25 protein-coding genes and 1 pseudogene are annotated in these 23,768 nt (G+C 71.9%); 11 read left to right on the top strand and 15 right to left on the bottom strand.

Features of this window, described 5'->3' with window-relative positions:
- Positions 1-61: 61 nt before the first annotated feature.
- Positions 62-325, top strand: a pseudogene (locus AB0M76_RS39225) (hypothetical protein); the annotation flags it as partial.
- A 27-nt stretch (positions 326-352) separates the two neighbouring features.
- On the top strand, positions 353-898 hold the full coding sequence (locus tag AB0M76_RS39220) for a WD40 repeat domain-containing protein (RefSeq protein WP_365957542.1): 546 nt from the start codon (positions 353-355) through the stop codon (positions 896-898).
- Between the two features lie 53 nt (positions 899-951).
- Here the strand turns inward: AB0M76_RS39220 and AB0M76_RS39215 are convergent, their stop codons facing one another.
- The 6 genes from AB0M76_RS39215 to AB0M76_RS39190 all read right to left on the bottom strand — a co-directional run bounded on the left by AB0M76_RS39215 (position 952) and on the right by AB0M76_RS39190 (position 5,607).
- A complete protein-coding gene (locus tag AB0M76_RS39215; RefSeq protein WP_365957516.1) occupies positions 952-2,250 on the bottom strand; it encodes an aldolase in 1,299 nt (432 codons plus the stop codon).
- Positions 2,251-2,435: 185 nt separating this feature from the next.
- Positions 2,436-3,410 carry an electron transfer flavoprotein subunit alpha/FixB family protein gene (locus tag AB0M76_RS39210; protein WP_365957515.1) on the bottom strand — a complete coding sequence of 325 codons (975 nt, stop codon included), beginning with the start codon at positions 3,408-3,410 and terminating at the stop codon, positions 2,436-2,438.
- A gap of 91 nt (positions 3,411-3,501) precedes the next feature.
- Entirely contained in the window at positions 3,502-4,287 is a 786-nt protein-coding gene (locus AB0M76_RS39205; protein ID WP_365957514.1) for an electron transfer flavoprotein subunit beta/FixA family protein, read from the bottom strand.
- Between the two features lie 203 nt (positions 4,288-4,490).
- Complete coding sequence (locus tag AB0M76_RS39200; protein ID WP_328622227.1) at positions 4,491-5,024, bottom strand: flavin reductase family protein; 534 nt, start codon at positions 5,022-5,024, stop codon at positions 4,491-4,493.
- Between the two features lie 71 nt (positions 5,025-5,095).
- Complete coding sequence (locus AB0M76_RS39195) at positions 5,096-5,176, bottom strand: putative leader peptide (RefSeq protein ID WP_353962368.1); 81 nt, start codon at positions 5,174-5,176, stop codon at positions 5,096-5,098.
- Positions 5,177-5,274: 98 nt separating this feature from the next.
- The gene (locus AB0M76_RS39190) at positions 5,275-5,607 is read right to left on the bottom strand and encodes a thioredoxin family protein (RefSeq protein ID WP_365957513.1); all 333 of its coding nucleotides are present in this window, start codon (positions 5,605-5,607) and stop codon (positions 5,275-5,277) included.
- 208 nt (positions 5,608-5,815) lie between these two features.
- Here AB0M76_RS39190 and AB0M76_RS39185 point away from each other — a divergent pair, with 208 nt between their 5' ends.
- Complete coding sequence (locus AB0M76_RS39185) at positions 5,816-6,538, top strand: lysophospholipid acyltransferase family protein (RefSeq protein WP_267001163.1); 723 nt, start codon at positions 5,816-5,818, stop codon at positions 6,536-6,538.
- An 88-nt stretch (positions 6,539-6,626) separates the two neighbouring features.
- Here AB0M76_RS39185 and AB0M76_RS39180 read toward each other — a convergent pair whose 3' ends face one another.
- A complete protein-coding gene (locus tag AB0M76_RS39180; protein WP_365957512.1) occupies positions 6,627-7,838 on the bottom strand; it encodes an alginate lyase family protein in 1,212 nt (403 codons plus the stop codon).
- A 125-nt stretch (positions 7,839-7,963) separates the two neighbouring features.
- The gene (locus tag AB0M76_RS39175) at positions 7,964-8,536 is read right to left on the bottom strand and encodes a CGNR zinc finger domain-containing protein (RefSeq protein ID WP_365957511.1); all 573 of its coding nucleotides are present in this window, start codon (positions 8,534-8,536) and stop codon (positions 7,964-7,966) included.
- Between the two features lie 83 nt (positions 8,537-8,619).
- Between AB0M76_RS39175 and AB0M76_RS39170 the strand changes: the two genes are divergently transcribed.
- Complete coding sequence (locus tag AB0M76_RS39170; RefSeq protein ID WP_365957510.1) at positions 8,620-9,909, top strand: MFS transporter; 1,290 nt, start codon at positions 8,620-8,622, stop codon at positions 9,907-9,909.
- Here the strand turns inward: AB0M76_RS39170 and AB0M76_RS39165 are convergent.
- From AB0M76_RS39165 to AB0M76_RS39145, 5 genes are all read right to left on the bottom strand, one after another.
- Positions 9,845-10,444 carry a transglutaminase family protein gene (locus AB0M76_RS39165; protein ID WP_365957509.1) on the bottom strand — a complete coding sequence of 200 codons (600 nt, stop codon included), beginning with the start codon at positions 10,442-10,444 and terminating at the stop codon, positions 9,845-9,847. The genes AB0M76_RS39170 and AB0M76_RS39165 overlap by 65 nt on opposite strands.
- Positions 10,445-10,534: 90 nt before the next feature.
- Positions 10,535-11,596, bottom strand: coding sequence for a low specificity L-threonine aldolase (locus AB0M76_RS39160; RefSeq protein ID WP_266631753.1), 1,062 nt, complete (start codon positions 11,594-11,596; stop codon positions 10,535-10,537).
- A complete protein-coding gene (locus AB0M76_RS39155) occupies positions 11,593-12,357 on the bottom strand; it encodes an SDR family NAD(P)-dependent oxidoreductase (RefSeq protein WP_328622222.1) in 765 nt (254 codons plus the stop codon). The genes AB0M76_RS39160 and AB0M76_RS39155 overlap by 4 nt, the downstream gene beginning before the upstream one ends.
- Positions 12,358-12,383: 26 nt before the next feature.
- Positions 12,384-13,790, bottom strand: a complete 1,407-nt coding sequence (locus tag AB0M76_RS39150; RefSeq protein WP_365957508.1) for a DUF6421 family protein — start codon at positions 13,788-13,790, stop codon at positions 12,384-12,386.
- A gap of 259 nt (positions 13,791-14,049) precedes the next feature.
- Positions 14,050-15,171, bottom strand: coding sequence for an LLM class flavin-dependent oxidoreductase (locus AB0M76_RS39145; protein WP_365957507.1), 1,122 nt, complete (start codon positions 15,169-15,171; stop codon positions 14,050-14,052).
- A 49-nt stretch (positions 15,172-15,220) separates the two neighbouring features.
- Here AB0M76_RS39145 and AB0M76_RS39140 point away from each other — a divergent pair, with 49 nt between their 5' ends.
- Both AB0M76_RS39140 and AB0M76_RS39135 read left to right on the top strand, forming a co-directional pair.
- Positions 15,221-15,868, top strand: coding sequence for a PadR family transcriptional regulator (locus tag AB0M76_RS39140; RefSeq protein ID WP_365957506.1), 648 nt, complete (start codon positions 15,221-15,223; stop codon positions 15,866-15,868).
- Positions 15,869-16,056: 188 nt separating this feature from the next.
- On the top strand, positions 16,057-16,746 hold the full coding sequence (locus AB0M76_RS39135; RefSeq protein WP_365957505.1) for a glycerophosphodiester phosphodiesterase family protein: 690 nt from the start codon (positions 16,057-16,059) through the stop codon (positions 16,744-16,746).
- A gap of 27 nt (positions 16,747-16,773) precedes the next feature.
- Here the strand turns inward: AB0M76_RS39135 and AB0M76_RS39130 are convergent, their stop codons facing one another.
- Positions 16,774-17,313 carry a GNAT family N-acetyltransferase gene (locus AB0M76_RS39130; RefSeq protein ID WP_365957504.1) on the bottom strand — a complete coding sequence of 180 codons (540 nt, stop codon included), beginning with the start codon at positions 17,311-17,313 and terminating at the stop codon, positions 16,774-16,776.
- A 145-nt stretch (positions 17,314-17,458) separates the two neighbouring features.
- Between AB0M76_RS39130 and AB0M76_RS39125 the strand changes: the two genes are divergently transcribed.
- From AB0M76_RS39125 to AB0M76_RS39115, 3 genes are all read left to right on the top strand, one after another.
- The gene (locus AB0M76_RS39125; protein WP_365957503.1) at positions 17,459-17,986 is read left to right on the top strand and encodes a DUF5134 domain-containing protein; all 528 of its coding nucleotides are present in this window, start codon (positions 17,459-17,461) and stop codon (positions 17,984-17,986) included.
- 91 nt (positions 17,987-18,077) lie between these two features.
- On the top strand, positions 18,078-19,016 hold the full coding sequence (locus AB0M76_RS39120) for a M56 family metallopeptidase (RefSeq protein ID WP_365957502.1): 939 nt from the start codon (positions 18,078-18,080) through the stop codon (positions 19,014-19,016).
- A 177-nt stretch (positions 19,017-19,193) separates the two neighbouring features.
- Positions 19,194-19,823: a helix-turn-helix domain-containing protein gene (locus AB0M76_RS39115; RefSeq protein WP_365957501.1), complete on the top strand. Its 630-nt coding sequence runs from the start codon at positions 19,194-19,196 to the stop codon at positions 19,821-19,823.
- Between the two features lie 12 nt (positions 19,824-19,835).
- On the opposite strand, the gene AB0M76_RS39110 is transcribed toward AB0M76_RS39115, so the two are convergent.
- On the bottom strand, positions 19,836-21,332 hold the full coding sequence (locus tag AB0M76_RS39110; RefSeq protein WP_365957500.1) for a hypothetical protein: 1,497 nt from the start codon (positions 21,330-21,332) through the stop codon (positions 19,836-19,838).
- A gap of 78 nt (positions 21,333-21,410) precedes the next feature.
- Here AB0M76_RS39110 and AB0M76_RS39105 point away from each other — a divergent pair, with 78 nt between their 5' ends.
- Complete coding sequence (locus tag AB0M76_RS39105) at positions 21,411-22,064, top strand: DUF305 domain-containing protein (protein WP_365957499.1); 654 nt, start codon at positions 21,411-21,413, stop codon at positions 22,062-22,064.
- 52 nt (positions 22,065-22,116) lie between these two features.
- Entirely contained in the window at positions 22,117-23,478 is a 1,362-nt protein-coding gene (locus tag AB0M76_RS39100) for an FAD-dependent oxidoreductase (protein WP_365957498.1), read from the top strand.
- The last annotated feature ends 290 nt before the right edge of the window (positions 23,479-23,768 follow it).

Here is a 23,768-nt window from a genome sequence, read left to right as displayed (position 1 = left end):
TCCAGCTGCCTGCGGTCACCGCCGGACGCCCGCTCGTGCGGACCGCGTTCTCGCCGGACGGATGGAGCATCGCCGCGACGACCGGCGAACAGTCTCTCCGCCTCTGGGACCCCGTCTCGCGCTCGCCCCGCTGGCCGCGCCTCGCCGAACCGTCCGTCCTGCCCTGGGGCTGGCGTTCTCACCCGACGGGAGCCTTCTCGCCACCGCGTCCGGCGACCGGTCCGTCTGCCTGCGCGATGCGGCGAGCAGCACCGTCGTCCGGGAGATACGAACCCTCCACACCGGCGCCCTGAAACGGCTCGCATTCTCTCCCGACGGGCGGCTGCTGGCCACCGGGGGCACGGACACCACGGTGCGGCTGTGGGACCCGCACACCGGCAAGGCAGTCGGAAAGGCCCTGCGCGGCCACAGCAACGAGGTGGTCGGGATCTGCTTCTCCCCTGACGGGCAGCTGCTGGCCACGTCCGGCGCCGACGGTGGCGTACGGCTGTGGGATCCCCGCACCCAGCGGCAGCTGCCCGTCCCCTTCGACGGCCACCGGGGAACCGTGTGGGCGGTGTCCTTCGCACCGGACGGGCGGGCCCTGGCCACGGCCGGCGCGGACGCCACCGTACGGCTCTGGGATCCGGCTCGCGGGGTCCAGCTCGGCGCACCGCTGAGCGGCCATGCCTCGGCCGTCTACGAGCTCGCCTTCTCGCCGGACGGACGCCTCCTGGCCTCGGCCGGTGAGGACGGTGTGGCGCTGCTGTGGGACCCGGCCACGGGCAAGCGGGTCGGCAGCGCGCTCACCGGCCACGACGGGGCCGTGGGCGGGCTCGCCTTCTCCCCCGACGGCAGTCTCCTCGCCACCGCGGGATGGGACGGCACGCTGCGCCGGTGGATCACCGGCCCCCTGTAGAACGCCGCGTGGCCCGGCCGGGGTTCCGGCCGGGCCACGCGTTCAGATCATGATCAGGCGGTCGCCGTCAGGGTCGCCGAGCGGCGGGGGATGGCGAAGGCGTCCAGTTCGGCGCGGGTCAGGCCCGTCAGGGCGGTGACCTCGTCGGTGCCCACCGCGCCGCAGTCCAGGCCGCGGACCAGATAGCCGGCCAGGGCCTTGGCCGTGGCCGGCTCGTCCATCACGTCGCCCTCGATCTTCGCGACGTACGCCTTCAGGCGCGCGGCAGCCGTCTCGAGGCCCTCGCGGTAGAAGGTGAAGACCGCCGCGTAGCGGGTCGGGAGGTGGCCCGGGTGCATGTCCCAGCCCTGGTAGTAGGCGCGGGCCAGGGCCCGGCGGGTGAGGCCGTAGTGCAGCTTCCAGGCCTCGTGGACGTGCTCGGTGGTGCCGATCGGCAGGACGTTTGTCGAGCCGTCGGAGACGCGTACGCCGGTGCCGGCGGCCGCGACCTGCATGATCGCCTTGGCGTGGTCGGCGGCCGGGTGGTCGCTCGACTGGTACGCGGCGGAGACCCCGACGCAGGCGCTGTAGTCGAAGGTGCCGTAGTGCAGGCCGGTGGCGCGGCCCTTGGAGGCCTCGATCATCCGGGCCACGGTCGCGGTGCCGTCGGAGGCGACGATCGACTGGCTGGTCTCGATCTGGATCTCGAAGCCGATCCGGCCCGGGCGCAGGCCGCGGGCGGCCTCGAAGGCCTCCAGCAGCTTGACGAAGGCGCTGACCTGCTCGGCGTACGTGACCTTGGGGAGGGTGAGGACCAGTCCGTCGGGGAGGCCGCCGTGCTCCAGCAGCCCGGACAGGAAGATGTCCGTGGTGCGGATGCCGCGGTCGCGGACGTTGGACTCCATGCACTTCATGCGGATGCCCATGTACGGGGCGTTCGTGCCATTGGAGAAGGCTTCGGAGACGAGGCGGGCGGCGCGGGCGGCCGCCTGGTCCTCCTCCTCGTCGGAGCGGACTCCGAAGCCGTCCTCGAAGTCGACGCGGAGGTCCTCGACGGGCTCGGCGGCGAGCTTGGCGCGGACGCGGTCGTAGACGGGTACGGCCAGTTCGTCGCTGATGCCGAGCACCTTGGCGAAGGTCGCGGCGTCCGGGGCGTGCTCGTCGAGGGCCGCGAGGGCCTGGTCGCCCCAGGAGCGGATGGTGTCGGCGGCGAAGACGTCACCGGGGACGTAGACGGTGTGGACGGGCTGGCGGGTGCCGGGGTCGCCCGGGTAGTGGCGCGCGAGCTCCGCGTCCACCGGCGCGAGGGAGGCGCTGATGCCCTCGCTGACCGCGCCTGCGAGGCTCGTCGCCACCTTCTCCTGCTGACCCATCGTGCACTCTCCTCTTTTCCGCTTCACGGAAGCTTAGATCCGCATAGCAGAATTTAGTGTCGGGGTTCCGCCCAGTCAATGGTCCCTCCACCGACACGGGCAAACGACTCGGGGCCGTGCGGTGAGAAACACCACACGGCCCCGAGAAGGTCAGCCAAAGGTCAGGCCACGAAGAGAAGCGCAGGTCAGCCCTTGCGCGTCTTGATCTCCTCGGTCAGCTGCGGGACGACCGCGAAGAGGTCGCCGACCACGCCGTAGTCGACCAGGTCGAAGATCGGGGCCTCGGAGTCCTTGTTGATGGCCACGATGGTCTTCGAGGTCTGCATGCCGGCCCGGTGCTGGATCGCGCCCGAGATGCCGGAGGCGATGTACAGCTGCGGGGAGACCGACTTGCCGGTCTGGCCGACCTGGTTGGAGTGCGGGTACCAGCCGGCGTCGACGGCGGCGCGCGAGGCGCCGACGGCGGCACCGAGGGAGTCCGCGAGCTCCTCGATGATGTGGAAGTTCTCGGCACCGTTGACGCCGCGGCCGCCGGAGACCACGATCGCGGCCTCGGTCAGCTCGGGGCGGCCGGTCGACTCGCGCGGGGTGCGGGCGACGACCTTGGTGCCGGTGGCCAGGGCGCCGAAGGTGACGGCGAGGGCCTCGACGGCGCCGGCGGCCGGGGCGGCCTCGACCGGAGCCGAGTTCGGCTTGACGGTGATGACCGGGGTGCCCTTGGAGACACGGGACTTGGTGGTGAAGGACGCGGCGAACGCGGACTGCGTCGCGACCGGACCCTCGTCACCCGCCTCCAGGTCGACGGCGTCGGTGATGATGCCGGAGCCGATGCGGACGGCCAGGCGCGCGGCGATCTCCTTGCCCTCGGCGGAGGACGGGACGAGCACGGCGGCGAGGGAGCCGGCGGCGGACACCGACTCGTACGCGGCCTGGAGCGCGTCCACCTTCGGTACGACGAGGTAGTCGGCGAACTCGGGGGCGTCGGCGGTGAGGACCTTGACGGCACCGTGCTCGGCGAGCACGGCAGCGGTGTCGGCGGCACCGGCGCCGAGGGCGACGGCGACGGGCTCGCCGATGCGGCGGGCCAGCGTCAGCAGCTCGAGGGTGGGCTTGCGGACGGCGCCGCCCACGTGATCGACGTAGACGAGAACTTCAGCCATGGGACTGCTCTCCTGCTATTGCGAAGTGTCTGGGGGCTATGAGGGGGTGGCCGAAGGTCTTGGATGAACCTCGGGCCGGCCAGGCTGCCTCTTAGATGAATTTCTGCTCCGCAAGGAAGGCGGCCAGCTGCTTGCCGCCCTCGCCCTCGTCCTTGACGATCGTGCCGGCGGTACGGGCCGGGCGCTGCGCCGCGGAGTCGACCGCGGTCCAGGAGCCCTCGAGACCGACCTCGTCGGCCTCGATCTCGAGCTCCTCGAGGTCCCAGGACTCCACCGGCTTCTTCTTGGCGGCCATGATGCCCTTGAAGGAGGGGTAGCGGGCCTCGCCCGACTGGTCCGTCACGGAGACGAGCGCCGGGAGGGAGGCCTCCAGCTGCTCGCTCGCGGAGTCGCCGTCGCGGCGGCCGGTCACGGTGCCGTCCTCGACCTTGACCTCGGAGAGCAGGGTGACCTGCGGGACGCCCAGGCGCTCGGCCAGGATCGCCGGGAGCACGCCCATGGTGCCGTCGGTCGAGGCCATGCCGGTGATGACCAGGTCGTAGCCGGCCTTCTCGATCGCCTTGGCGAGCACCAGCGAGGTGCCCATGACGTCGGTGCCGTGCAGGTCGTCGTCCTCGACGTGGATGGCCTTGTCGGCGCCCATGGACAGCGCCTTGCGCAGCGCGTCCTTGGCGTCCTCGGGGCCCACCGTCAGGACGGTGATCTCGGCGTCGTCGGCCTCTTCGGCGATCTGCAGCGCCTGCTCGACGGCGTACTCGTCGAGCTCCGACAGCAGACCGTCGACGTCGTCGCGGTCGACCGTCAGGTCATCGGCGAAGTGCCGGTCGCCGGTGGCGTCGGGCACGTACTTCACACAGACAACGATCCTCAGGCTCACGCCGGCTCTCCTACCGCATCGTCTTTTTTCTGATACCGCCTTGTGCAGGCAGCATAGGCGCCTTGTCGGGCGGATCCCGGTCGGGGCGGCCCGCGCTCCGATGGGAATGTTACTCGTCAGTACACCGTGGGTCCCGCACGGTTGCAAGGCCGGTGAACTGTGATCTGTCCAACGCCGCCCAGACCCGCCCCAGCAGGGACGATTCAGTCGCGCAACGCGTTGAAGCGACCCTGGTGGTACAGGAGGGGGCGGCCCTCGCCGGCAGGGTCCCCGGCCACCGCCTCCGCGATGATCACCCGGTGCGCCCCGGCCGGCACCCGCGCCACGACGCGGCACACCAGCCACGCCAGAACGCCGTCCAGCAGCGGAACCTCGTGCGGACCCGGGGCCCAGCCCGTGGCCGGCCCGAACCGGTCGGCTCCGCTGCGGGCGAACAGGCCCGCCAGCTCCGTCTGGTGCTCGCCGAGTATGTGGACGCCGAGGTGCTCGGAGTCGCGTATCGCGGGCCAGCTGGACGCCCCGGTGGCGATCGTGAAGGACAGCAGCGGCGGATCGGCCGAGACCGAGTTGAGCGAGGTCGCTGTGAACCCGACCGGTCGGCCGCCGTCGGCGGCGGTGATCACGGCAACTCCCGCGGCATGCCGGCGGAAGACGGAACGGAGCAGGTCGGGCGAGCCCGGCTGGGCGGTGCCGAATCGTGCGGACTGGGCCGTCGGGATTGCCGGCGGGGCTGTCATCGAGGAGCTTCCTTCTGCCGCACAGGCGGCGGGCACGGGCGCGGTCGGATCGGGTCGGAGGCCGGGGTCGTTCAGTGGCTCCGACAACGCGCGCTCGCGTAGCGGACGAGGTCCACGTGGACCCGCCCGTAAAGCAGGAGTTCATACCGCATGCGGCCAGCCTGGCGATCTCTCGTGTACACAGTCAAGCCACACGGGGCAGATGCGAGGCGCGTCACGCTGCGTGCGGGCGCGTGTACCGGCGCGCCGGTCATACCGCGGCACCCAGCGCGGCGATCACATCCGCTTTGCGCGGCATCCCCGCCGCGCGCCGCACGATCCGGCCCGCGGAGTCCAGAACGAGCACGGTCGGCGTCTTCTCGATGCCCAGAGCGCGCACCAGTTCGAGGTGGGCTTCGGCATCGATCTCGATGTGCGCGACCCCCTCGACCAGTTCCGCCACCTCGGCGAGGATCCGCCGCGTGGCCCGGCAAGGCTGGCAGAACGCGCTGGAGAACTGCACCAGGCTGGCCCGCTCCCCGGGCTCGGCACCCAGTTCCGCCGCACCCAGACGCCCGACACCAGCCGTCACCGCGGACCTCATTCCTGCATCATTGAATGTGTTCGTACGGTGATCCGAGCGCCCCGGACACGCGTCGCATTCCCGGCGTGACGAGAATCTCCTCGGGCACAGACGTCTGGGCTGGCCAGCAGCGCGCGTATGGGGCACGATCCCCAAGGGCCGCGTACCTACGCAGCCGTAACTTCCGGCCGGGAGCACCTCCCCAGGCAGAAAGCGGGGTCTCCCCCTCATGGCTGAGCTCGTCTACCCTCCGGTGATCGGCGCCGCCCACACCCTGTTCAGGGCGCTGGACATCCGCATCGACATGAAGGGCACGGAGAACATCCCGCGCAAGGGCGGAGCGGTTCTCGTGTCGAATCACATCGGCTACCTCGACTTCATCTTCGCCGGCCTGACCGCGCGGCCTCAGAAGCGTCTGGTCCGCTTCATGGCGAAGGAGTCGGTTTTCCGCCACAAGGTGTCCGGCCCGCTGATGCGCGCGATGAAGCACATCCCGGTGGACCGCAAGCAGGGCGAGACGGCCTACCAGCACGCCCTCGACTCGCTGCGCGCCGGCGAGATCATCGGCGTGTTCCCGGAGGCGACGATCTCCCAGTCGTTCACGCTCAAGAGCTTCAAGTCGGGTGCCGCGCGCATGGCCCAGGACGCCGGTGTCCCGCTGATCCCGGTGGCGCTGTGGGGCACCCAGCGGCTGTGGACCAAGGGCCGTCCGAAGAACCTCAAGCGCAGCCACATCCCGGTGACGATGCGCGTGGGCGAGCCCATCGAGGCGCCGAGCGACCAGTACGCCGGGGCGATCACCCGCCGCCTGCGCGAGCGGGTGCAGGAGCTGCTGGATGCGGCGCAGCGCGCCTACCCGGCCGCCCCCAAGGGTCCCGAGGACTCCTGGTGGCTGCCGGCGCACCTGGGCGGTACCGCGCCGACGGCCGCCCAGGTCAAGGAAGCGGGCTGATCCCGCACCACCGGGTCGGGTGATCCTGCGGCCCCGCTGTTCACGGCGGGGCCGCAGTACTGTGCCTGCCGAGTGGCGCGCCTGCCCGTCAGTTGGGGTTCTCGGCGTGGGTCAGCGTCTCCCATGCCTCGAAGTGGTTCTCGGTGCCCGCGGGGCGCCGCCCCTCGGTGAGCTTGCGGGCGTTCTCCATGCCGATGCCCAGCCGCGTGTGCAGGGCGTTGTAGCCGACCTCGGTCGCCGGGCCGATGCCCTTGGTCAGGCTCCCGCCGCACAGCCAGGAGGGCACCGGTGCGCCGAGCTCGTACGCGGCGTGGAAGCCGAGCGCGTGCCGGAAGCGGTCCTTGAACTCCGGGTAGAGGTCGCGGCCCTGGATCCGCGAGGTCTCCGCGACGTGCATGGTCGCGGCGATCCCCATGCCGGTGTGGCCGAAGTCCCGGCAGGTCTCCTGGGCGAGGCCGTCCACGAACGCGCTCTGGCCGTGCCAGTAGTCGATCAGCTCGCTCTTGGTGTCGATGCTCGAGCGCGGCGGGTACTTCGGCTGCGGGCCGTCGGAGGCCAGGTAGAAGTACGCGGGGACCCGGCCGAGGTAGACGGCCATGGCCTTGTCGTAGCTCGCGCGGTCGTCGAGATGGACGGAGATGCCGACGGCGGCGTCCATCATGATCAGTTCCCAGTTGCCGTTGCTGTTCGGCTTGCCGTTGATGACCTCGGGCAGGTAGACGTCGCGCAGCATGGTCGCGAACCGCCCCTGGTTCGGCCAGCCGCCGGTGTACGTGTGCTTGATGATCTCGGCGGCGCGCGGCCAGGTGGATCCCGCCCAGCCGCTCTGCAGCGGGGCGTTGCTGTTGGTGTGGTCCTTGATCTTCGCGGACCAGGCGTCCATCAGCTCGATCGACTTCTTCGCGTACTTCGCGTCGCGGGTGATGTACCAGGCGAGTGCGTCGCTGTACGCCGCGATGGCATCCTCGCGCTCGTCGGAACAGCCGATGTTCGGGTTCGAGTACGAGCCGCACTCGACGACGGCGCGCGGCTTGGGCGTGCGCGACAGGGATCCGTACTCACTGGCGAGCATCGCGTCGAACGCGCCCTTCCACGGCTGCTGTCCGGCCTGCACCTTGGTGCGTACGAAGTCCAGCTGGGCGCGGCTGTTCAGGACTCCGGGGTGGGCGAACTGCGCGGGGGCGGGCGCGGCGGAGGGGGCCGGCCGTGGGGGGCCGGCGTGGGCGGTGGGGGTGAGGGTCAGGGCCGCGGTTAAGCCGAGTGCGAGGGCGGCCAGCCCCGCGGGGACTCCGTAACGCATGAAGCGCCTTCCGGTCGGAGGTGGGGGGAACGGGGAATTCCTGCCGCGAAAGTACCCATGGGCATGCCAAGTTGACAACGTTGTCCGACAGGAAACTTTCCTATTGTTTCCGCGGACCGGTCCGCCTACGCCCCCACCTGCCCGGACGCCTCGGCGCGCTTGCGTCTCCGGTGCGCGGCGACCCGCGCGCGCGTCGCGCAGGCGGTGGAGCAGTAGCGGCGGGCGCTGCCGGGCCCGGCGCCGAGGAAGAACCGCCCGCAGCCCTCGGCGGCGCAGGCACCCCACGCGATCCGCCCGTACTCGGTGAGCAGTTGGGAGAGCGCCAGGGCTCCGGACGCCAGGAACCACTCGCCCCAGCCGGCCCGCTCCCCCCGGTCCACATGCAGGTGCCAGGGGTGGCCGTCGTGCCGGGTCAGCCGGGGCCGGGTGCCGTAGTGCGCGAAGAGCGCGTTCAGGGCCTCGGCGGCCCGGTCTTCGTCGGTCTCGGCGAGCACCGCACCCATCCGCCGTGCGGCGGCGCGCAGTTCGGCCGCGCCCGCCTCCGTGAAGGCCTCCTCGGTGAGGTCTCCGGGGTGCTCCCCGTGCCGCGCGAGGAGCACTGCCAGCTCGGCGCGCGGGAGTTCGGGGTCCACGCGGACCGCCTCGGCGAAATCGATCAGCCGCCGGCCGACCGAGAACCCCTGCGCGGAATCGGTCATCTCCGGATCCTTTCGCACTACACCTGTATGACGTAACGTCTTGTGCCACTATCACGTTACACATCTCGAGGGGGGCTCCGGGGATGCACGGGTTCGGACGGTACCTGGCCGCCGCGCTGGCCGCGCGGTTCGCCTCGGAGGGCATGAGCCTCGCGGTGGTCCTGCTGGCCCTCGAGCGCACCGGGAGCGCCGCGCACGGGGCCTTCGTCCTGACCGCCTGGCTGGCTCCGCACATCCTGGCGGCACCGCTCGCCGGAGTGGCCGCTTCCCGGACCCGCCGGCCGAGGCTGTTCCACGTGGGTGCGCTGGCCGGGTTCACCTGCGCGGTGGCGGCCCTGTCCGTGCTGCTGGGCCGGGCCCCGGCGCCGCTCGTCCTCGCGGTGGCGCTGCTGGGCGGCAGTTGCGGGCCGATGGTGACGGGCGGGATGTCCAGCCTGGTCGCCGGTCTGGTCCCGGCGGGGGCCGGGCGGGACCGGGCGTACGCGTGGGACGCGTCCACCTACAACGCCGCCGCGGTCACCGCCCCGGCGGTGGTGGGCCTGGCCGCCGCGCTGGGCTCGGCCGCACCCGCGATGGCGGCGCTCACGCTGGCCGGTGCACTCGCCGCGGCACTGGCCGCGACCCTCCCGTACGGAACCCCGCAGCCGGCCCCGGTGACGAACCGCGGGGCCGCCGCGGGCACGAGCCCGGGCGCGGCCCGGACGAGTCCTCCCCCGGCCGGTCTGGGCGCCGGGCTGGCGGCCCTGTGGCGGATCCGGGAGCTGCGGGCGATCACCTCGGCCACGACGCTGGCCTTCGTCGGCATCGGCACGCTCACCACCACCTCGGTACTGCTGGCCTCGCGGCTCGGCAGCCCGGGCGCCGGGGGCGTGCTGATGACGGCCTTCGCGGTGGGCGCGCTGGCGGGGTCCCTGACGCTGGGCCGGATCACGGCGTTGGAGCCGGGGCGGCTGGCGCGCTGGGCGATGGCGGGCACCGGGGCCGCCCTGGCGGTGGCCGCCTTCGCCCCGTCCGTCACCCTCGCGGCGGTGCTGTTCGCCGCCGCCGGGGTGTGCGACGGGCCGCTGCTGACGGCCACCCTCCGGATCCGCTCGGAGTACGCCCCCGACGCGGTACGGACCCAGGTGTTCACCCTCGGGGCGGGGCTCAAGCTGACCGCCGCGTCGGTCGGCGCCGCCCTCGTGGGCTTCGCCGCGGCCGCGCCGCCGCAGTCGCTGCTGGCCGGGATCTCCGTACTGATCCTGGCGGCGGCCCTGCTGCACGCACTGGTGGCGCGGCAGGCCCCGGCACCGGCCGGCGGGGCGGCGGCTACAACGCCGTCGGGAGATTCCGCCACAGCTCCGTCCGGTCGGCGGACTCCCGGAGGGCCTTGAGCGCGACGGGGTGCGGGGTGGCGTACAGCTCGGGGTAGTCGACCTCGCCGAGCTCGGGGCGTACGGGGAAGGCGAGTCGCTCGGCGTCCAGGGTGAACTGGGCGTCCACGCCGGGCTTGTTGCCGCGGGGGTCCTGGCGGGCCCAGTCCGCGGCGCCGGGCAGCCGGAGGGCGATCAGCCCGTGGACTACGGGGTTCGAGCCGTCGTCGTCGGCGAGCCGCTGGTAGCAGAGGCCGGCCGGGATGCCCTGGGCGCGCAACAGGGCGACCAGCGCATGGGACTTGGCGTAGCAGATGCCGTTGCGCGTGCCCAGCACGTCCGAGGCGCGCCAGGAGACGCGCAGGTCCCCGGAGTCGCCGGAGTGCGGGATGGTGTCGCGGACGAACTCGAAGGCAACCTTGGCGTATGAGTATGCGTCGCCGGTAGCGGTCCAGAGGGCGTCGGCGGTTTCCCGGACGAGCGGGTGGTCGTGGTCGATGACCTCGTCCGCCGCTATATAGGCGTGACTGTCTGGGCTTTGCGGGATCAGCTGCATGGCCCGGAGCATAGACATACCCCCGACCGAGGATCAATGAATTTACGGTCGGGGGTATATTTATTCAAATATCGAAGGGGGCTGACACCCTTACCGGGCGAGCTCCTCCTTGAGCGCCTGGAGGAAGCCGTCCACGTCCTCCTCCTGGGTGTCGAAGCCGCACATCCAGCGCACGTGCCCGGCGACCTCGTCCCAGAAGTAGAAGCGGTAACGCTTCTGCAGCCGCCGCGACACCTCGTGCGGCAGCTTCGCGAACACCGCGTTGGCCTGCACCGGGTAGAGGATCTCCACCCCGTCGGTCTCGCGCACGCCCGCAGCCAGCCGCTGCGCCATCGCATTGGCGTGCTGGGCGTTGCGCAGCCACAGGTCCTTGGCGAGCAGCGCTTCCAGCTGCACCGACACGAACCGCATCTTCGACGCGAGCTGCATCGACATCTTGCGGATGTGCTTCATCTGCCGGACCGCGTCCGGGTTGACGACCACCACGGCCTCGCCGAACATCATGCCGTTCTTGGTGCCGCCGTACGACAGCACGTCCACGCCCACCGTGTTGGTGAACGTGCGCATCGGCACGTCGAGCGAGGCCGCGGCGTTGGCTATCCGGGCCCCGTCGAGGTGGACCTTCATGCCGTGGCCGTGCGCGTGCTCGCAGATCGCCCGGATCTCGTCCGGCGTGTACACCGTGCCCAGCTCGGTGTTCTGGGTGATCGAGACGACCTGCGGCATCGCCCGGTGCTCGTCCTCCCAGCCCCACGCCTGCCGGTCGATGAGCTCGGGGGTGAGCTTGCCGTCCGGAGTCGGGACGGTGAGCAGCTTGAGCCCCGCCATCCGCTCCGGGGCGCCGCCCTCGTCGACGTTGATGTGCGCCGTCTCGGCGCAGATCACCGCACCCCAGCGGTCCGTCAGGGCCTGGAGGGCCGTGACGTTCGCGCCGGTGCCGTTGAAGACCGGGAAGGCCTCCGCGTACGGGCCGAAGTGGCTGCGGATGATCTTCTGCAGGTTCTCGGTGTACTCGTCCTCGCCGTAGGCGACCTGGTGGCCGCCGTTGGCCAGGGCAAGGGCCTCCAGGATCTCTGGATGGACCCCTGCGTAGTTGTCGCTCGCGAAACCGCGTACCGCCGGATCGTGGTGGCGGCGGGCATCGGTTTTCACGGTTGCGGAGTGAGCCACAGACGCTGTCCGTTCACATCGATGGCGGGCCGCTCCCACACGCCGGCGATGGCCTCGGCCAGCTCCTTGACGTCGGTGAAGCCCGCGAACTTCGCATTGGGGCGCTCGGCGCGCATGGCGTCGTGCACCAGTGCCTTGATCACCAGGATCGCAGCCGCGGCGCCCGGGCCCTCCTCGCCCCCCGCCTTGCGGAAGGAGTCGGCGAGGGAGAGCGTCCAGGCCTCGGCGGCCGCCTTGCCGGCGTTGTACGCGGCGTTGTTGGCGACCGGCTTGTGCGCGCCGGACTGGCTGACGAGGACGAAGCGGCCGCGGTCACTGCGCAGCAGCGCGTCGTGGAAGGCGAGCGACGTGTGCTGGACGGTGCGGATCAGGAGCTTCTCCAGGAAGTCCCAGTCCGCGAGGTCCGTGTCGGTGAAGGTGGTGCTGCCGCGCCAGCCGCCCACGAGGTGGACGAGCCCGTCCACGCGGCCGAACTCCTTCTCGGTCCGCTCGGCCCAGGCCTTGGTGGCCTCCAGGTCGAGCAGGTCCACGGTGTCACCGGTGACGGTGGCGCCGCCGTGCGCGTAGCGGGCCGCGTCAACGGACTCCGCGAGACGCGTCGGGTCGGCGTCGGCCGCCACGACCACGGCACCCGCCTCGGCGAGGCGGAGCAGGGCGGCGTGGCCGGCGGGGCCGCCGGCCCCGGCCACCGCGACGACAGCCCCGTGGAGCTTGCCGTTCCCGGTCTTCCCAGCGCTGTTCATCTGTGCAGCCTCCTGTGGGCGAGTGCTCACGCGGCGACCCGCTCGGCCGAATCGGCATTCACTGCAGTGATGCCCTTCGTGGAGGCGATCACTCCCTTGAGCTTCTTGGCGAGCGCCTCATAGAACATGCTCAGCGGAAACTCGTCGGGAAGCACGTCGTCGACGAGCTTGCGCGGCGGCTGCGTCAGGTCGAGGGCGTCGGGGCCCTTGGCCCACTTGGAGCCCGGGTGCGGGGCGAGGTACGTGGAGACGAGCTCGTACGCCTTGAACCAGTGGACGAGCTTCGGGCGGTCGATGCCGGCCCGGTAGAGGACCTCGATCTCGGCGCACAGCTGGTTGGTGACCTGCGGGGCACGCATCCAGTCGATCTTCAGCGTGTTGTCCGTCCAGCGCACGACGTCGTGCTTGTGGAGGTACGCGAAGAGCAGCTGGCCGCCGAGGCCGTCGTAGTTGCGGTTGCGGTCGCCCGACACCGGGAAGCGGAACATCCGGTCGAAGAGGACGGCGTACTGCACGTCACGGCCGTGCTCGTTGCCCTCGGACTCCAGCTTCACGGCCTCCTTGAAGGCGGTGAGGTCGCAGCGCAGCTCCTCCAGGCCGTACATCCAGAACGGCTGGCGCTGCTTGATCATGAAGGGGTCGAACGGCAGGTCGCCGTGGCTGTGGGTGCGGTCGTGGACCATGTCCCACAGGACGAAAGCCTTTTCGCAGCGCTCCTGGTCCTCGACCATGCGGGCGATGTCCTCGGGCAGCTCGATGCCGAGGATGTCGACGGCGGCCGCGGTGACCTTGCGGTACCGGGCGGCCTCGCGGTCGCAGAAGATGCCGCCCCAGGTGAAGCGCTCGGGGGCCTCGCGGACGGCGATGGTCTCCGGGAAGAGCACGGCGGAGTGGGTGTCGTAGCCCGGGGTGAAGTCCTCGAAGGTGATGCCGAGGAACAGCGGGTTGTCGTACCGGGTGCGCTCCAGCTCGGAGAGCCACTCGGGCCACACCATCTTCAGGACGACGGCCTCGAAGTTGCGGTCGAGGTTGCCGTTCTGCGTGTACATGGGGAAGACGACCAGGTGTTGGAGCCCGTCGGCGCGCTCGGCGGCCGGGTGGAAGGCCAGCAGGGAGTCCAGGAAGTCCGGCACCTTGAAGCCGTCCGCGACCCACTTGCGCAGGTCGGAGACGAGCGCGCGGTGGTACGCGGCGGCGTGCGGCAGCAGCGGCGACAGCGTCTCGACGGCGCCGATCGCCCGCTCGACGGCGGCCTCGGCATCGACCGGGACGGGGGCGCCCGAGGCCTCGAAGTCGATGGAGCCGTCCTTGGACTGCCAGGGGCGGATCTCCTCCACGGCGGCCTTGAGCCCGGGCCACGCCGGGTGGTCCACCACCCGCGCACCGGCGGTTATCACCGCACCGCCAGAACCCGGCACAAGAATTTCCGTCATGTCACTTCCTCCACAGGAGAACCTCGCGTCAACACAGCGTATGTGTGCAGGCCTCTCCCGCTCAAGAGGCTGCTCGGGAAATTATCCTGCGAGACCCCTACCGACACCGTAATTCTTCCCGCCGTCCACCCTTCGAGCGACGGCTTCGCCCCTTTCGCGTACCGAGGTTCACGTCCGCCCGGCCCTGCAGGCAGCCCGCGCCCGCCCGGTGCGTGACGTCCGTCACCCACCGGGCGGGCGCATGCTCAGGCGCCGCCGCTCACACGTCGCGGAAGTGCGGGATGACCTTCTCGCCCCACTGCCGCAGCGTCTCCAGGCAGGCCTCCTGCGGCACGGTGCCCATCTGGATCAGGCACATGATCTCGTCCGCCCCCGCCTCCTTCAGCCGCTGGACGTACGCGATGGCGTCGTCGGCGCTCCCGTACGCGTGGTCGGCGCGGAACGTGGCCGTCGACGTGGGCCGCACCGGTATGTCCTGCTCGTGCAGCCGGGCCACCACCTGCTCGGCCGCCCTGTCCATCTCCGCCGCCTCGTCGGCGCCCGCGACCACGGCCTCGTCCGGGACGCCCGCCCCGCCGTACCAGTGGCCGATGGACTGGGCGAAGAACCGCTGGCCCCGGATGCCGATCCGGCGCGCCTCGGCCGGGTCGTCGAGCACGATGGTCGGGCAGAGCACCGAGAAGTGGTCGTTGACGGCGGTGGAGACGAAGCGGGCGCCGTCCCGGCCGGCGACCGCCCCGTCGTACACGCCCCGCATCCCGGCGATGGACTCCGGCCCGGCGAAGCCCATGACCAGGGCCCCGACGCCCAGTTCCGCGGCCTGCACGAGGGTCTCGGCGCGGCTGCACGCCAGGAACAGCGGCGGATGCGGGGTCTGCTTCGGCCGCGGCAGGATCGGGTGCGGGGCGATGTCGATCAGCCCACCGTGGTACTCCAGCTCCTCCTCCTGCCAGGCCTTGCCGATGATCCGCAGCGCCTCCTCCACCTCCTGGGTGGTCCGCTCCCTGTCGACCCCGCACAGGGAGGTCTCCTGTGCGGTGCCGCCACGCCCGGCGCCCAGGTCGAGGCGGCCACCCGAGAGCAGGTCGAGCATGGCGGCCCGCTCGGCGACCCGGACCGGGTGGTTGAAGTTGAACGGCATGCAGACGACCCCGTGGCCGATGCGTATGGTGTGCGTCCGGGCCGCGACCCAGGTCAGGAAGACTTCCGGGGCGGACATGTGTGCGTACCACTTCAGCGAGTGGTGCTCGACGGCCCAGATCCGGTCGAAACCCATGCGCTCGGCGAGCACGGCCTGCTCCACGCAGTCGTGGATGACCTGGTGCTCCCGCTCCACGGTCGGGTCGGCGAGCTGAGCTTCGAAGATCACGGAGAATTTCACGATGCCTCCAGGGTTGCGTCCCGTGCCCGGCCATACTTCAATTCGGAATATGACTAGTAGTCATACGTCGAAGAAGCAAGACCTTCCGCCGACCGCATGGGCGGTACTCGGGCTGCTGTCCTTCCCCGGGGAGCGCACCGGGTACGAGCTGAAGAAGTGGGCGGACTCCTCCCTGCGCTTCTTCTACTGGTCCCCGGCCATCAGCCAGATCTACGCCGAGCTGCGCCGGCTCGAGGAGCTGGGGTACACGGCCTCCGCGCGCTCGGGCCCCGAGGAGGCCCGGGCCAAGCGCCGCTACGCCATCACCGACGCCGGCCGCGAGGCCCTCGCCGGCTGGGCCTCGGACACCGCAGAGGCCGGTCCCCCGGTACTCAAGCACGGGCTGCTGCTGCGGGTCTGGCTCGGCCACCTCGCCGAGCCGGAGCGGCTGCGCGCGATGGTCGGCGACCATCTGGAGCGCACCCGGGGCGAACTGGCCGCCGTACGCGAGGCGATGGAGCAGGCGGGCGAGGTGCCGGAGTGGGCCTTCCCGGCGCTCGCGCTGCGCTGGAGCGAGCGGCAGCACCTGGCCGAACTGGAGCTGGGCGAGGCCCTGCTGGCGGATCTCGCGGAGCTGTCCGGGACCGGGACGGGGGCCCGGAGCGGAGCGGCGGACCCGGATCGTCAAGGCTGCGGGGACGCGCCCACGCCCGGGTGACACGGCAGGGCCGCCCCGGGGCCCGCGGCGGCGTACAGCCCTGGCGGGAACCGGCCGACGGCCTCGTTCCGGGTGCTGCACGGGCGGTCTCATCGCATCCCCGGCGCACTAGCATGCGTCCTCACCGCGCGGCCGGCAGGGACACCGCGACCGCGCGGGGAGCCGCCGTCGACGGAAGCGAGAGAACCTTGACTTTCCTCACCATCGGTCACCGCGGGGTCATGGGTGTCGAACCTGAGAACACCCTGCGGTCGTTCGTCCGCGCGGAACGTTCCGGGATGGACGTCATCGCTCTGGACGTGCAGCTGAGCAAGGACGGCGTGCTCGTCGTCCTGCACGACGCCGACGTGGACCGGACCACCGACGGCGCCGGGGCCGTCGCCGATCTGACCCTGTCCGCACTGCGCGAGCTGGACGCCGGCCAGGGCGAGCACGTGCCGGCCTTCGAGGAGGTCCTGGACGCGGTCCGGACCCCGCTCCAGGTGTCGGTCCACGACGGGGCCGCCGCGGCCGCGCTGGCGGAGCTGGTCCTGCGCCGCGACCTGAGCGCACGGGTGGAGGCGGCTTCCGTCCACGACGAGCTGCTCGCCGAGACGGCCCGGCTGCTGCCGGGGGTGCGGACCGTGCTCCATTCGGACCTGAGCGGCGGGGCCGCGGACGTCGTGGCCCGGGCCCTGGCCTCCGGCGCGCACACGGTCGCCCTGGACATCCGCGAACTCACCCTGGACACGGTGGAGTCGGTCCACGCGGCCGGGCTGAAGGTGACCGGCTGGACCGTCAACACCCTGCAGCAGCTGCGGCTGGCCCGGGCTCTCGAACTGGACGGCGCGGCCACCGACTTCCCGGAGATCCGCAGTACGGGCCGGTTCCTGGCCTGACGCCACGCCCGGCCCCGGGCTCCCGCGCTACAGCGGCTTGACCAGCAGCTCGAAGGCCAGGTCGTCGCGGAGCGGGACGCCGAAACGCTCGTCGCCGTACGGGAAGGGGCTCAGCTCGCCGGTGCGCCGGTAGCCGCGGCGCACGTAGTAGGCGATGAGCTCCTCCCGTACGTTCACCACCGTCATCCGCATCTCCTTGGCGCCCCAGGTCTCGCGGGCGCGGCGCTCCGCCTCGGCGAGGATCTCCTTGCCGAGGCCGCCGCCCTGCAGCCCCGGGCGGACCGCGAACATCCCGAAGTAGGCGTGGTCGCCCCGGTGTTCGAGCTGGCAGCAGGCGACGAGCTCGCCCGCGCGCTCGACGACGAGCAGGACGCTGTCGGCGGAGTCGATGATCGAGCGGACCCCTTCGGGGTCGGTGCGCTGCCCGTCCAGATAGTCCGCCTCGGTGGTCCAGCCGGCGCGGCTGGCGTCCCCGCGGTAGGCCGACTCGACGAGCGCCACCAGATCCGGTACGTCCGCTTCTACGGCACTGCGGAAGTTCAGAGCGGTGGGGTGGGCGGTCGACATCGGGGGCTCCGTTCAGCTCGGCGGCATATGACATGCCCGGTGCGGCATGGAGAGCCTAACCCGGGGCGGCGTGCGGGCATCCGGGCCGGGGCATCTCTTCCGGTGACGCCGACGAACCGGGGGTTGCGCCGTGCACGGTCCCGCGATGTCCCTTCCCGCTTCCCTCCCCGCCTGGCTGCTCGTGCTGCTGTGCGCGGTGAGCGGTGCGTACTGCCTGCGGCGGGTGCGCAGATCGGGCCGGGAGGCGCGCGGCGGGGCGGCGGGCGAGGCGCTGATGGGATTCGGGATGGCGGTGATGGCCGTGCCGTCGGGCATCGGGCCGTGGGGCCCCGGGATCCTGCTGGCCGTCTTCTGCGGGGCCGCGCTGCACGCCCTGTGGCTGCTGCGGGGCGGGGTGCACCACGCCCACCACCTGGTCGGTTCGCTGGCCATGGCGTACATGGCGCTGACGATGACCGCCGGCCACGGGCACGGCGGGGGCCTGCCGCTGGTCACCGGGACGCTGCTGCTGTACTTCGCGGGGTACGTGCTGCTCGGCGGGGCGCGGCTGGTGACGGCGGGCGGGGGGGTGCAGCCGGTCCCGGGCGGGCCGAAGGCGGTGCCCACGGAGCTGACGCGGGCGTGCCGACTCGCCATGGGGATGGGTATGTTGGCGATGCTGCTGAGCCTGTGACGTTCTCGGACGCGGCGGGCAAACGTGTCCTGCGTCACCAATGCCGCAAGCCCGTACCCGCAGGTAGCCCCGCACTCATAGGCTGGCGGACATGATGGTCCCCGCCGCACTCCTGTTGCTCGGCGCTCTGACCGCGGTGCTCGCCCCCCGTCTGCTGGCCCGGGCCGAATGGCCCGACCGTGAGCCCGTCGTCGCGCTGTGGGTGTGGCAGTGCGTGGTGGGCGCGGTTCTCCTGTGCTTCGCCCTGTCGATGGTGCTGAGCGCGGCCGCCGCCTGGCTGGCGGTCCGGGGCCGGCTCTTCGCAGCCGCGCCGCACGGGGTGGTCGACGCGTACGCGCTGGGCCCGACAGGCGGCCCGTGGGCCGTGGGCACCGCGCTGGCGCTGGCGGGCGGCGGGCTGTGGACCGGGGCCCGGCTGACCCGGGAGGTGCTGCGGGCCCGGGCCCGGCGGCGGGCACGGGGCGCCGAGATGCTCGTACGCGCGCCGCTGCTGCCCGGGGAGGACCCGGCCGGGGCGCGGCTCGTCGTACTGGAGGGAACGCGGCCCGACGCGTGGTGGCTGCCGGGTGCGGCCCCGCAGCTGGTGGTGACCACGGCCGCGCTCGGGCGGCTCAAGGGGAGCCAGCTGGACGCCGTACTGGCCCACGAGCAGGGGCACGCGGAGGCCCGGCACGACTGGCTGCTGTACTGCTCGCGGGCGCTGGCGGGGGGATTCCCGCAGGTGCCGGTGTTCGCGGCGTTCGAGGCGGAGATGCACCGGCTCGTGGAACTGGCCGCCGACGACGTGGCCTCGCGGCGGTACGGGAGGCTGACGATCGCGCTCGCGCTGGTCGGGCTCAACGAGGACCGGGGGGTGTTCGGGCCCTACCCGAGTCCGCAGCCGCACGTCTCGGAGCGGGTGCGGCGGCTGCTGTCGGCGGCGCCCCGGCTGTCGGCGGGCCGCCGGCTGCGGCTGACGGCCCTGGCCACGCTGGTCCCGGCGGTACCGCTGGTGGTGGCCCTGATGCCGGGTCTGCGCGCGCTCACCTGATCAGGCCGGTCCGATCCCACCGGCCTGATCCCGCCCTCCCGGGTGCGGACAGGCCGAAACTCGTCGTTCCCTCGAGCTGTGGAAGTCCCTGCTCTGGGCGATCCCCCGCGTCGCCCAGAGCAGGCGACCCCGTGCGCTGAGTATATTGGCTGGGAGCCAGTCAACGCAGGAGTAAGCATGTCCCCGCGCAGCGCATCGGTCAATGAAGAATTGCGCAGACGTTCCCGGGAGCGGCTGCTCCAGGCCACGGTCGATCTCGTCGCCGAGCACGGCTACGAGGCAACGACGCTCGGCGACATCGCCGATCGGGCGGGCACGGCCCGCGGCCTGGTCTCGTACTACTTCCCGGGCAAGCGCCAGCTGCTGCAGTCGGCGGTGCACCGGCTGATGCACCTCACGCTGGACGCGGCCCTGGAGCGGGAGCCGCGCAGCGACGACGGCCGCGAGCGGCTCGCCCGTGCCGTCGACGCGATCCTCGGGCTCGCCCGGGACCAGCCGCTGCTGATGCGGACCCACATGGCGGGCATCCTCCAGGCCGAGGGGTTCGTGCAGTGCCCGGAGCAGCAGCGGCTGGCGGAGCTGCTCCGGGACACGGTCACGCGCTACGGCTCGGCGGACGTGGACACCGACTACCCGCTGCTGCGGGCGCTGCTGATGGGCGCGGTGGTCGCGGTCCTGCTGCCGGGGGCGCCGATGCCGCTGGCGCGGCTGCGGGCGGAGCTGTTCCAGCGGTACGGGCTGGACTGGGAGCTCGGCGTCCCGCCGGACGGCGGACCGCCCGGCGGAACGTTTCCCTCAAAAGGCTGACACCGCCGGCCGTCAGTGGTAGTCGGGCTGGCTCTGCACGTTGAGGCGGTCCATCCGCACCCACTTCGCGCCCTCGGTGCGCCAGTCGTCGATCCGCAGCACGTCGAGGCCCTTGGCGATGTCGTTCGAGTAGATGTGGCCGTTGTAGTAGTACGCCGACCAGGACCCGCCGAGGCCGAGCTGGTCGGTGGTGAGCGGGCCGCGCTCGAAGTAGCCGATCTCCTTGGGCCGGGCGGAGTCGGTGAAGTCCCAGACCGAGACGCCGCCCTGGTACCAGGCCTGGACCATGATGTCGCGGCCGCCGCCGGCCGGGATCAGCGAGCCGTTGTGGGCCACGCAGTTCTCGGTGTCGGCCTGCAGGCGCGGGATCTTGAAGTAGCTGCGGAAGACGAGCTTGCGCTGGTCGCCGCGGCCGGTGATGTCGTAGATGCCGTCGGCGCCGCGGTTCGGGCCGGTGGCCTCGTTGCAGGTGGGGCCGCCACCGCCGCCCAGCTCGTCGGTGAACACCACCTTGTCGGCCTTCTCGTTGAAGGTCGCCGAGTGCCAGAACGCGAAGTTCACGTTGTCCTGCACCCGGTCGATGACCCGCGGCTGCTCGGGCTTGCTGATGTCGAAGAGGATGCCGTCGCCCATGCAGGCGCCGGCGGCCAGCTTCTTCGACGGCAGCACGGTGATGTCGTGGCAGCCGGTGGTCTTGGTGACACCGGGGTTGGCGGGCCCGCCCGGGTTGCCGCCGTCCGGGAAGAGAACGGGGAAGGCGACGACGGCGGCCTGCGTCGGGTTCTTCTTCGGGACCTTGATCACGGAGATGCCGTCGTGCGGAGGCTGGCAGTCCGGGAACGCCTCGTTCGGGGAGTAGGAGGCCACGTAGAGGTAGATGTCGCGCTCGCCCGGCACCAGCGTGTGGGTGTGGGAGCCGCAGTTGGTCTCGACGGATTTGATGTACTTCGGGTTCTTCTTGTCCTTGATGTCGAAGATCTTGATGCCCTCCCACGAGGACTTCTCCGTCGCGGGCTGCGAGACGCTGTTGCAGGAGTCGTCGCTGCGCGAGGAGTCGGTGGAGAGGAAGAGCAGGTCCCCCTGGACGGAGACGTCGTTCTGGCCGCCGGGGCACAGCACCTGGCTGACGGCCTTCGGGGCCTTGGGGTTGGCGATGTCGTAGATCGTGAAGCCGTTGTAGTTGCCGGCGTAGGCGTACTTGCCCTGGAATGCGAGGTCGGTGTTGATGACGCCCGGGTAGGTGCTCGGGATGTTGGCCAGGTGCCTGACGTTCGCGCTGTGCACGATCTCGTCCTGGCCGGGGATCTCGCCGGGGGCGAGTTCGCGGCCCGCGGCCGGGTCCGCACCCTGCGCGGACGAGGCGCTGCCTGCACTGCCGGGCGATAAGTCCCCCGGATCGGGGGTGGCGGCCGCGGGACCGGCCGCGAACAGCGTGGCGAGCAGCCCGGCCGCGGCCACGGCCGCCCCCAGACTCCTGTGCCGCACTCTGGTGGTGTGCTTCGAGGTCACTGTGCCCTCCCATGGGAGTCCGATCGATTCCGCTCGTGGTGGGAACGGAACCAGGACCCCGGCAGTATGTTCCTTACCATGGACATGGCAAAGGGCTTACTCGGTCGAACCACCGGGGCGGTCGTGGCCGCGGGCCTCCTGCTCGCCCTGGCCGGCTGCCGGAGCGGCGACGGCCACGACGCGGCGGAGCACGGCGGAGCGCAGGTCATCGCCCCCGGCAGACCGGGCGAGAAGGCCCGCACCCTCTCCCCCGGGGAAGCTGCCAAGAGGCAGCCCGACGACAAACCCAACGCGGCGGACCGGGCCTACGTGCAGCACATGGCCGAACACCACCGCCAGGCGCTCACCATGAGCGCGCTGGCCCCGGAGCGAGCCTCGGCGGACGGGGTCAAGCGGCTCGCCGAGCGCATCTCGGCCGCCCAGCAGCCCGAGATCCGCGCGATGGAGAGCTGGTCGGCCCGCTACCCGGCCCCCTCCGGAGCTCCGGCCGGCCACGACCACGGCGCGATGCCGGGCATGGCGACCGAGCAGCAGCTGAAACAGCTCACCGAGGCGAAGGGCGCCGACTTCGACCGGCTCTTCCTCACCCTGATGACCGCCCACCACGAGGGCGCGGTGAAGATGGCAGGCAAGGCGCTGGCGGCCGGAAACAACGGGGCGGTGGAGGAAATGGCCAACGAGGTGGTGGCCACGCAGACCGCCGAGATCCACCGGATGCGCGCGATGGGCTGACGGCCGCCGGGCCCGGTGGCATGCTGGGAGCACCTGCGGGAGGAGCTCCGCCGTGCTTCGTGTCGCCGTCGTCGGTTCGGGCCCCAGCGGGGTCTACGCCGCTCAGACACTCGTACAGCAGCGTGAGGTGCCGGGCATCCGCGTCGACGTACTGGACCGGCTGCCCGCGCCGTACGGGCTGGTGCGCTACGGGGTGGCCCCCGACCACGAGAAGATCAAATCGCTGCAGGGCAGCCTGCGCACCGTGCTGGAGGACGAGCGGATCCGCTTCCTCGGCAACGTCGAGGTCGGCGGGCCGCAGCTGACCACCGAACGGCTGCTGGAGCTGTACCACGCGGTGGTGTACTGCGTGGGCGCCGCCCGCGACCGGATGCTCGGGATCCCCGGCGAGGAGCTGGCCGGGGTGCATTCCGCGACGGCCTTCGTCGCCTGGTACAGCGGGCACCCGGACGCCGAGGGCGAGGCCTTCGACCTGCCCGGGGTGGGCTCGGCGGTGGTCGTCGGGGCGGGTAACGTCGCGGTGGACGTGACGCGGATGCTGGCCCGGGGCGAGCCGGAGCTGGCCCCGACCGACATGCCGCAGCCGGCCCTCGGCGCACTCGCGGACAGCGGGGTGAAGTCGGTGTCGATGGTGGCCCGACGCGGGCCCTCGCAGGGCAAGTTCACCACCAAGGAGCTCCGGGAGCTGGGCACACTGCCCGGCGTGGCCGCGGTGGTGGACCCCGCCGAGCTCGCGCTCGACCCCGCGTACACCGACCAGGGCACGGCCGCCGCGCTGCCTGCGGTGGCCCGGCGCAACCTCGAGGCGCTGCGCGGCTGGGCCGAGCAGGACCCGGGCGACGCCCGGCGCCGGATCGCCCTGCGGTTCTACCTCCGCCCGGTGGAGGTGCTGGGCGGCCCCGACGGCCGGGTCACCGGGATGCGCTTCGAGCGGACCGCCCCGGACGGGCGCGGCGGGGTCGCCGGGACGGGCGTGTACGAGGACATCGAGGCGCAGTTGGTGCTGCGCTCGGTGGGGTACCAGGGCGTTCCGCTGCCCGGCCTGCCGTTCGACCCCGCGAAGGCCACGGTCCCGCACGCCGCGGGCCGGGTGATGCGCGCGGGCCGGGCCTCGGTCGGCGAGTACGTGGCGGGCTGGATCAAGCGCGGCCCGACCGGGGTGATCGGCACCAACCGGCCCTGCGCCAAGGAGACGGCCTCCTCGCTGCTCCAGGACGCGGGGGCGCTGGCCCGGCGGGAGCTGCCGGGCGACCCGCTGGACGCGCTGCGGGCGGCGGGACTGCACCCGGTGGAGTGGCCGGGCTGGCTCGCGATCGAGGCGGCGGAGGCCGACCTCGGGCGCTCGCTGGGCCGCCGCTCGGTGAAGATCCCGGACTGGACGGGCCTGCTGGGCGCGGCGGCCGCGGGCGCCTGAGCCGGGGCCGGCACCGGGGCAGATGCCTAAGCGGTCTCGGGGAAGTGGGGCACGCCCCCGCACCGCCCGGCACGGCACCTCGCCGCGTTGTCGCAGCACCCTGGTACGTCCAGCACAAGCGCGCCGCTCCGCCTTGCGATCCACCGCACCGCACGACGCGAAAACGCACCCCACTTCACCGAGGCCGCTTAGCCCCAATGCCGTTGACGTAGGGCTGGATTGGTGAGACGACGTCATCGGGGGGTGGTGTCGGTGGCGTTGTCTCTTCCGGATCTGGCCGGGGTGGGTGT

It is taken from the genome of Streptomyces sp. NPDC051364 (genome assembly GCF_040682115.1).
Classification (GTDB): Bacteria; Actinomycetota; Actinomycetes; order Streptomycetales; family Streptomycetaceae; genus Streptomyces.
Note: the sequence above shows the minus strand (reverse complement) of the source record. Positions and strands in the feature narration are given on the sequence as shown.

Coding starts and splice junctions, on each gene's coding strand:
- AB0M76_RS39155 (WP_328622222.1), bottom strand. CDS start 12,357: ATGAACAGCGCTGGGAAGACCGGGAACGGCAAGCTCCACGGGGCTGTC.
- AB0M76_RS39175 (WP_365957511.1), bottom strand. CDS start 8,536: ATGACCGATTCCGCGCAGGGGTTCTCGGTCGGCCGGCGGCTGATCGAT.
- AB0M76_RS39195 (WP_353962368.1), bottom strand. CDS start 5,176: ATGCGGTATGAACTCCTGCTTTACGGGCGGGTCCACGTGGACCTCGTC.
- AB0M76_RS39165 (WP_365957509.1), bottom strand. CDS start 10,444: ATGCAGCTGATCCCGCAAAGCCCAGACAGTCACGCCTATATAGCGGCG.
- AB0M76_RS39125 (WP_365957503.1), top strand. CDS start 17,459: ATGTCCCTTCCCGCTTCCCTCCCCGCCTGGCTGCTCGTGCTGCTGTGC.
- AB0M76_RS39120 (WP_365957502.1), top strand. CDS start 18,078: ATGATGGTCCCCGCCGCACTCCTGTTGCTCGGCGCTCTGACCGCGGTG.
- AB0M76_RS39140 (WP_365957506.1), top strand. CDS start 15,221: ATGACTAGTAGTCATACGTCGAAGAAGCAAGACCTTCCGCCGACCGCA.
- AB0M76_RS39185 (WP_267001163.1), top strand. CDS start 5,816: ATGGCTGAGCTCGTCTACCCTCCGGTGATCGGCGCCGCCCACACCCTG.
- AB0M76_RS39200 (WP_328622227.1), bottom strand. CDS start 5,024: ATGACAGCCCCGCCGGCAATCCCGACGGCCCAGTCCGCACGATTCGGC.
- AB0M76_RS39190 (WP_365957513.1), bottom strand. CDS start 5,607: ATGAGGTCCGCGGTGACGGCTGGTGTCGGGCGTCTGGGTGCGGCGGAA.
- AB0M76_RS39180 (WP_365957512.1), bottom strand. CDS start 7,838: ATGCGTTACGGAGTCCCCGCGGGGCTGGCCGCCCTCGCACTCGGCTTA.
- AB0M76_RS39170 (WP_365957510.1), top strand. CDS start 8,620: ATGCACGGGTTCGGACGGTACCTGGCCGCCGCGCTGGCCGCGCGGTTC.
- AB0M76_RS39210 (WP_365957515.1), bottom strand. CDS start 3,410: ATGGCTGAAGTTCTCGTCTACGTCGATCACGTGGGCGGCGCCGTCCGC.
- AB0M76_RS39130 (WP_365957504.1), bottom strand. CDS start 17,313: ATGTCGACCGCCCACCCCACCGCTCTGAACTTCCGCAGTGCCGTAGAA.
- AB0M76_RS39115 (WP_365957501.1), top strand. CDS start 19,194: ATGTCCCCGCGCAGCGCATCGGTCAATGAAGAATTGCGCAGACGTTCC.
- AB0M76_RS39215 (WP_365957516.1), bottom strand. CDS start 2,250: ATGGGTCAGCAGGAGAAGGTGGCGACGAGCCTCGCAGGCGCGGTCAGC.
- AB0M76_RS39105 (WP_365957499.1), top strand. CDS start 21,411: ATGGACATGGCAAAGGGCTTACTCGGTCGAACCACCGGGGCGGTCGTG.
- AB0M76_RS39150 (WP_365957508.1), bottom strand. CDS start 13,790: ATGACGGAAATTCTTGTGCCGGGTTCTGGCGGTGCGGTGATAACCGCC.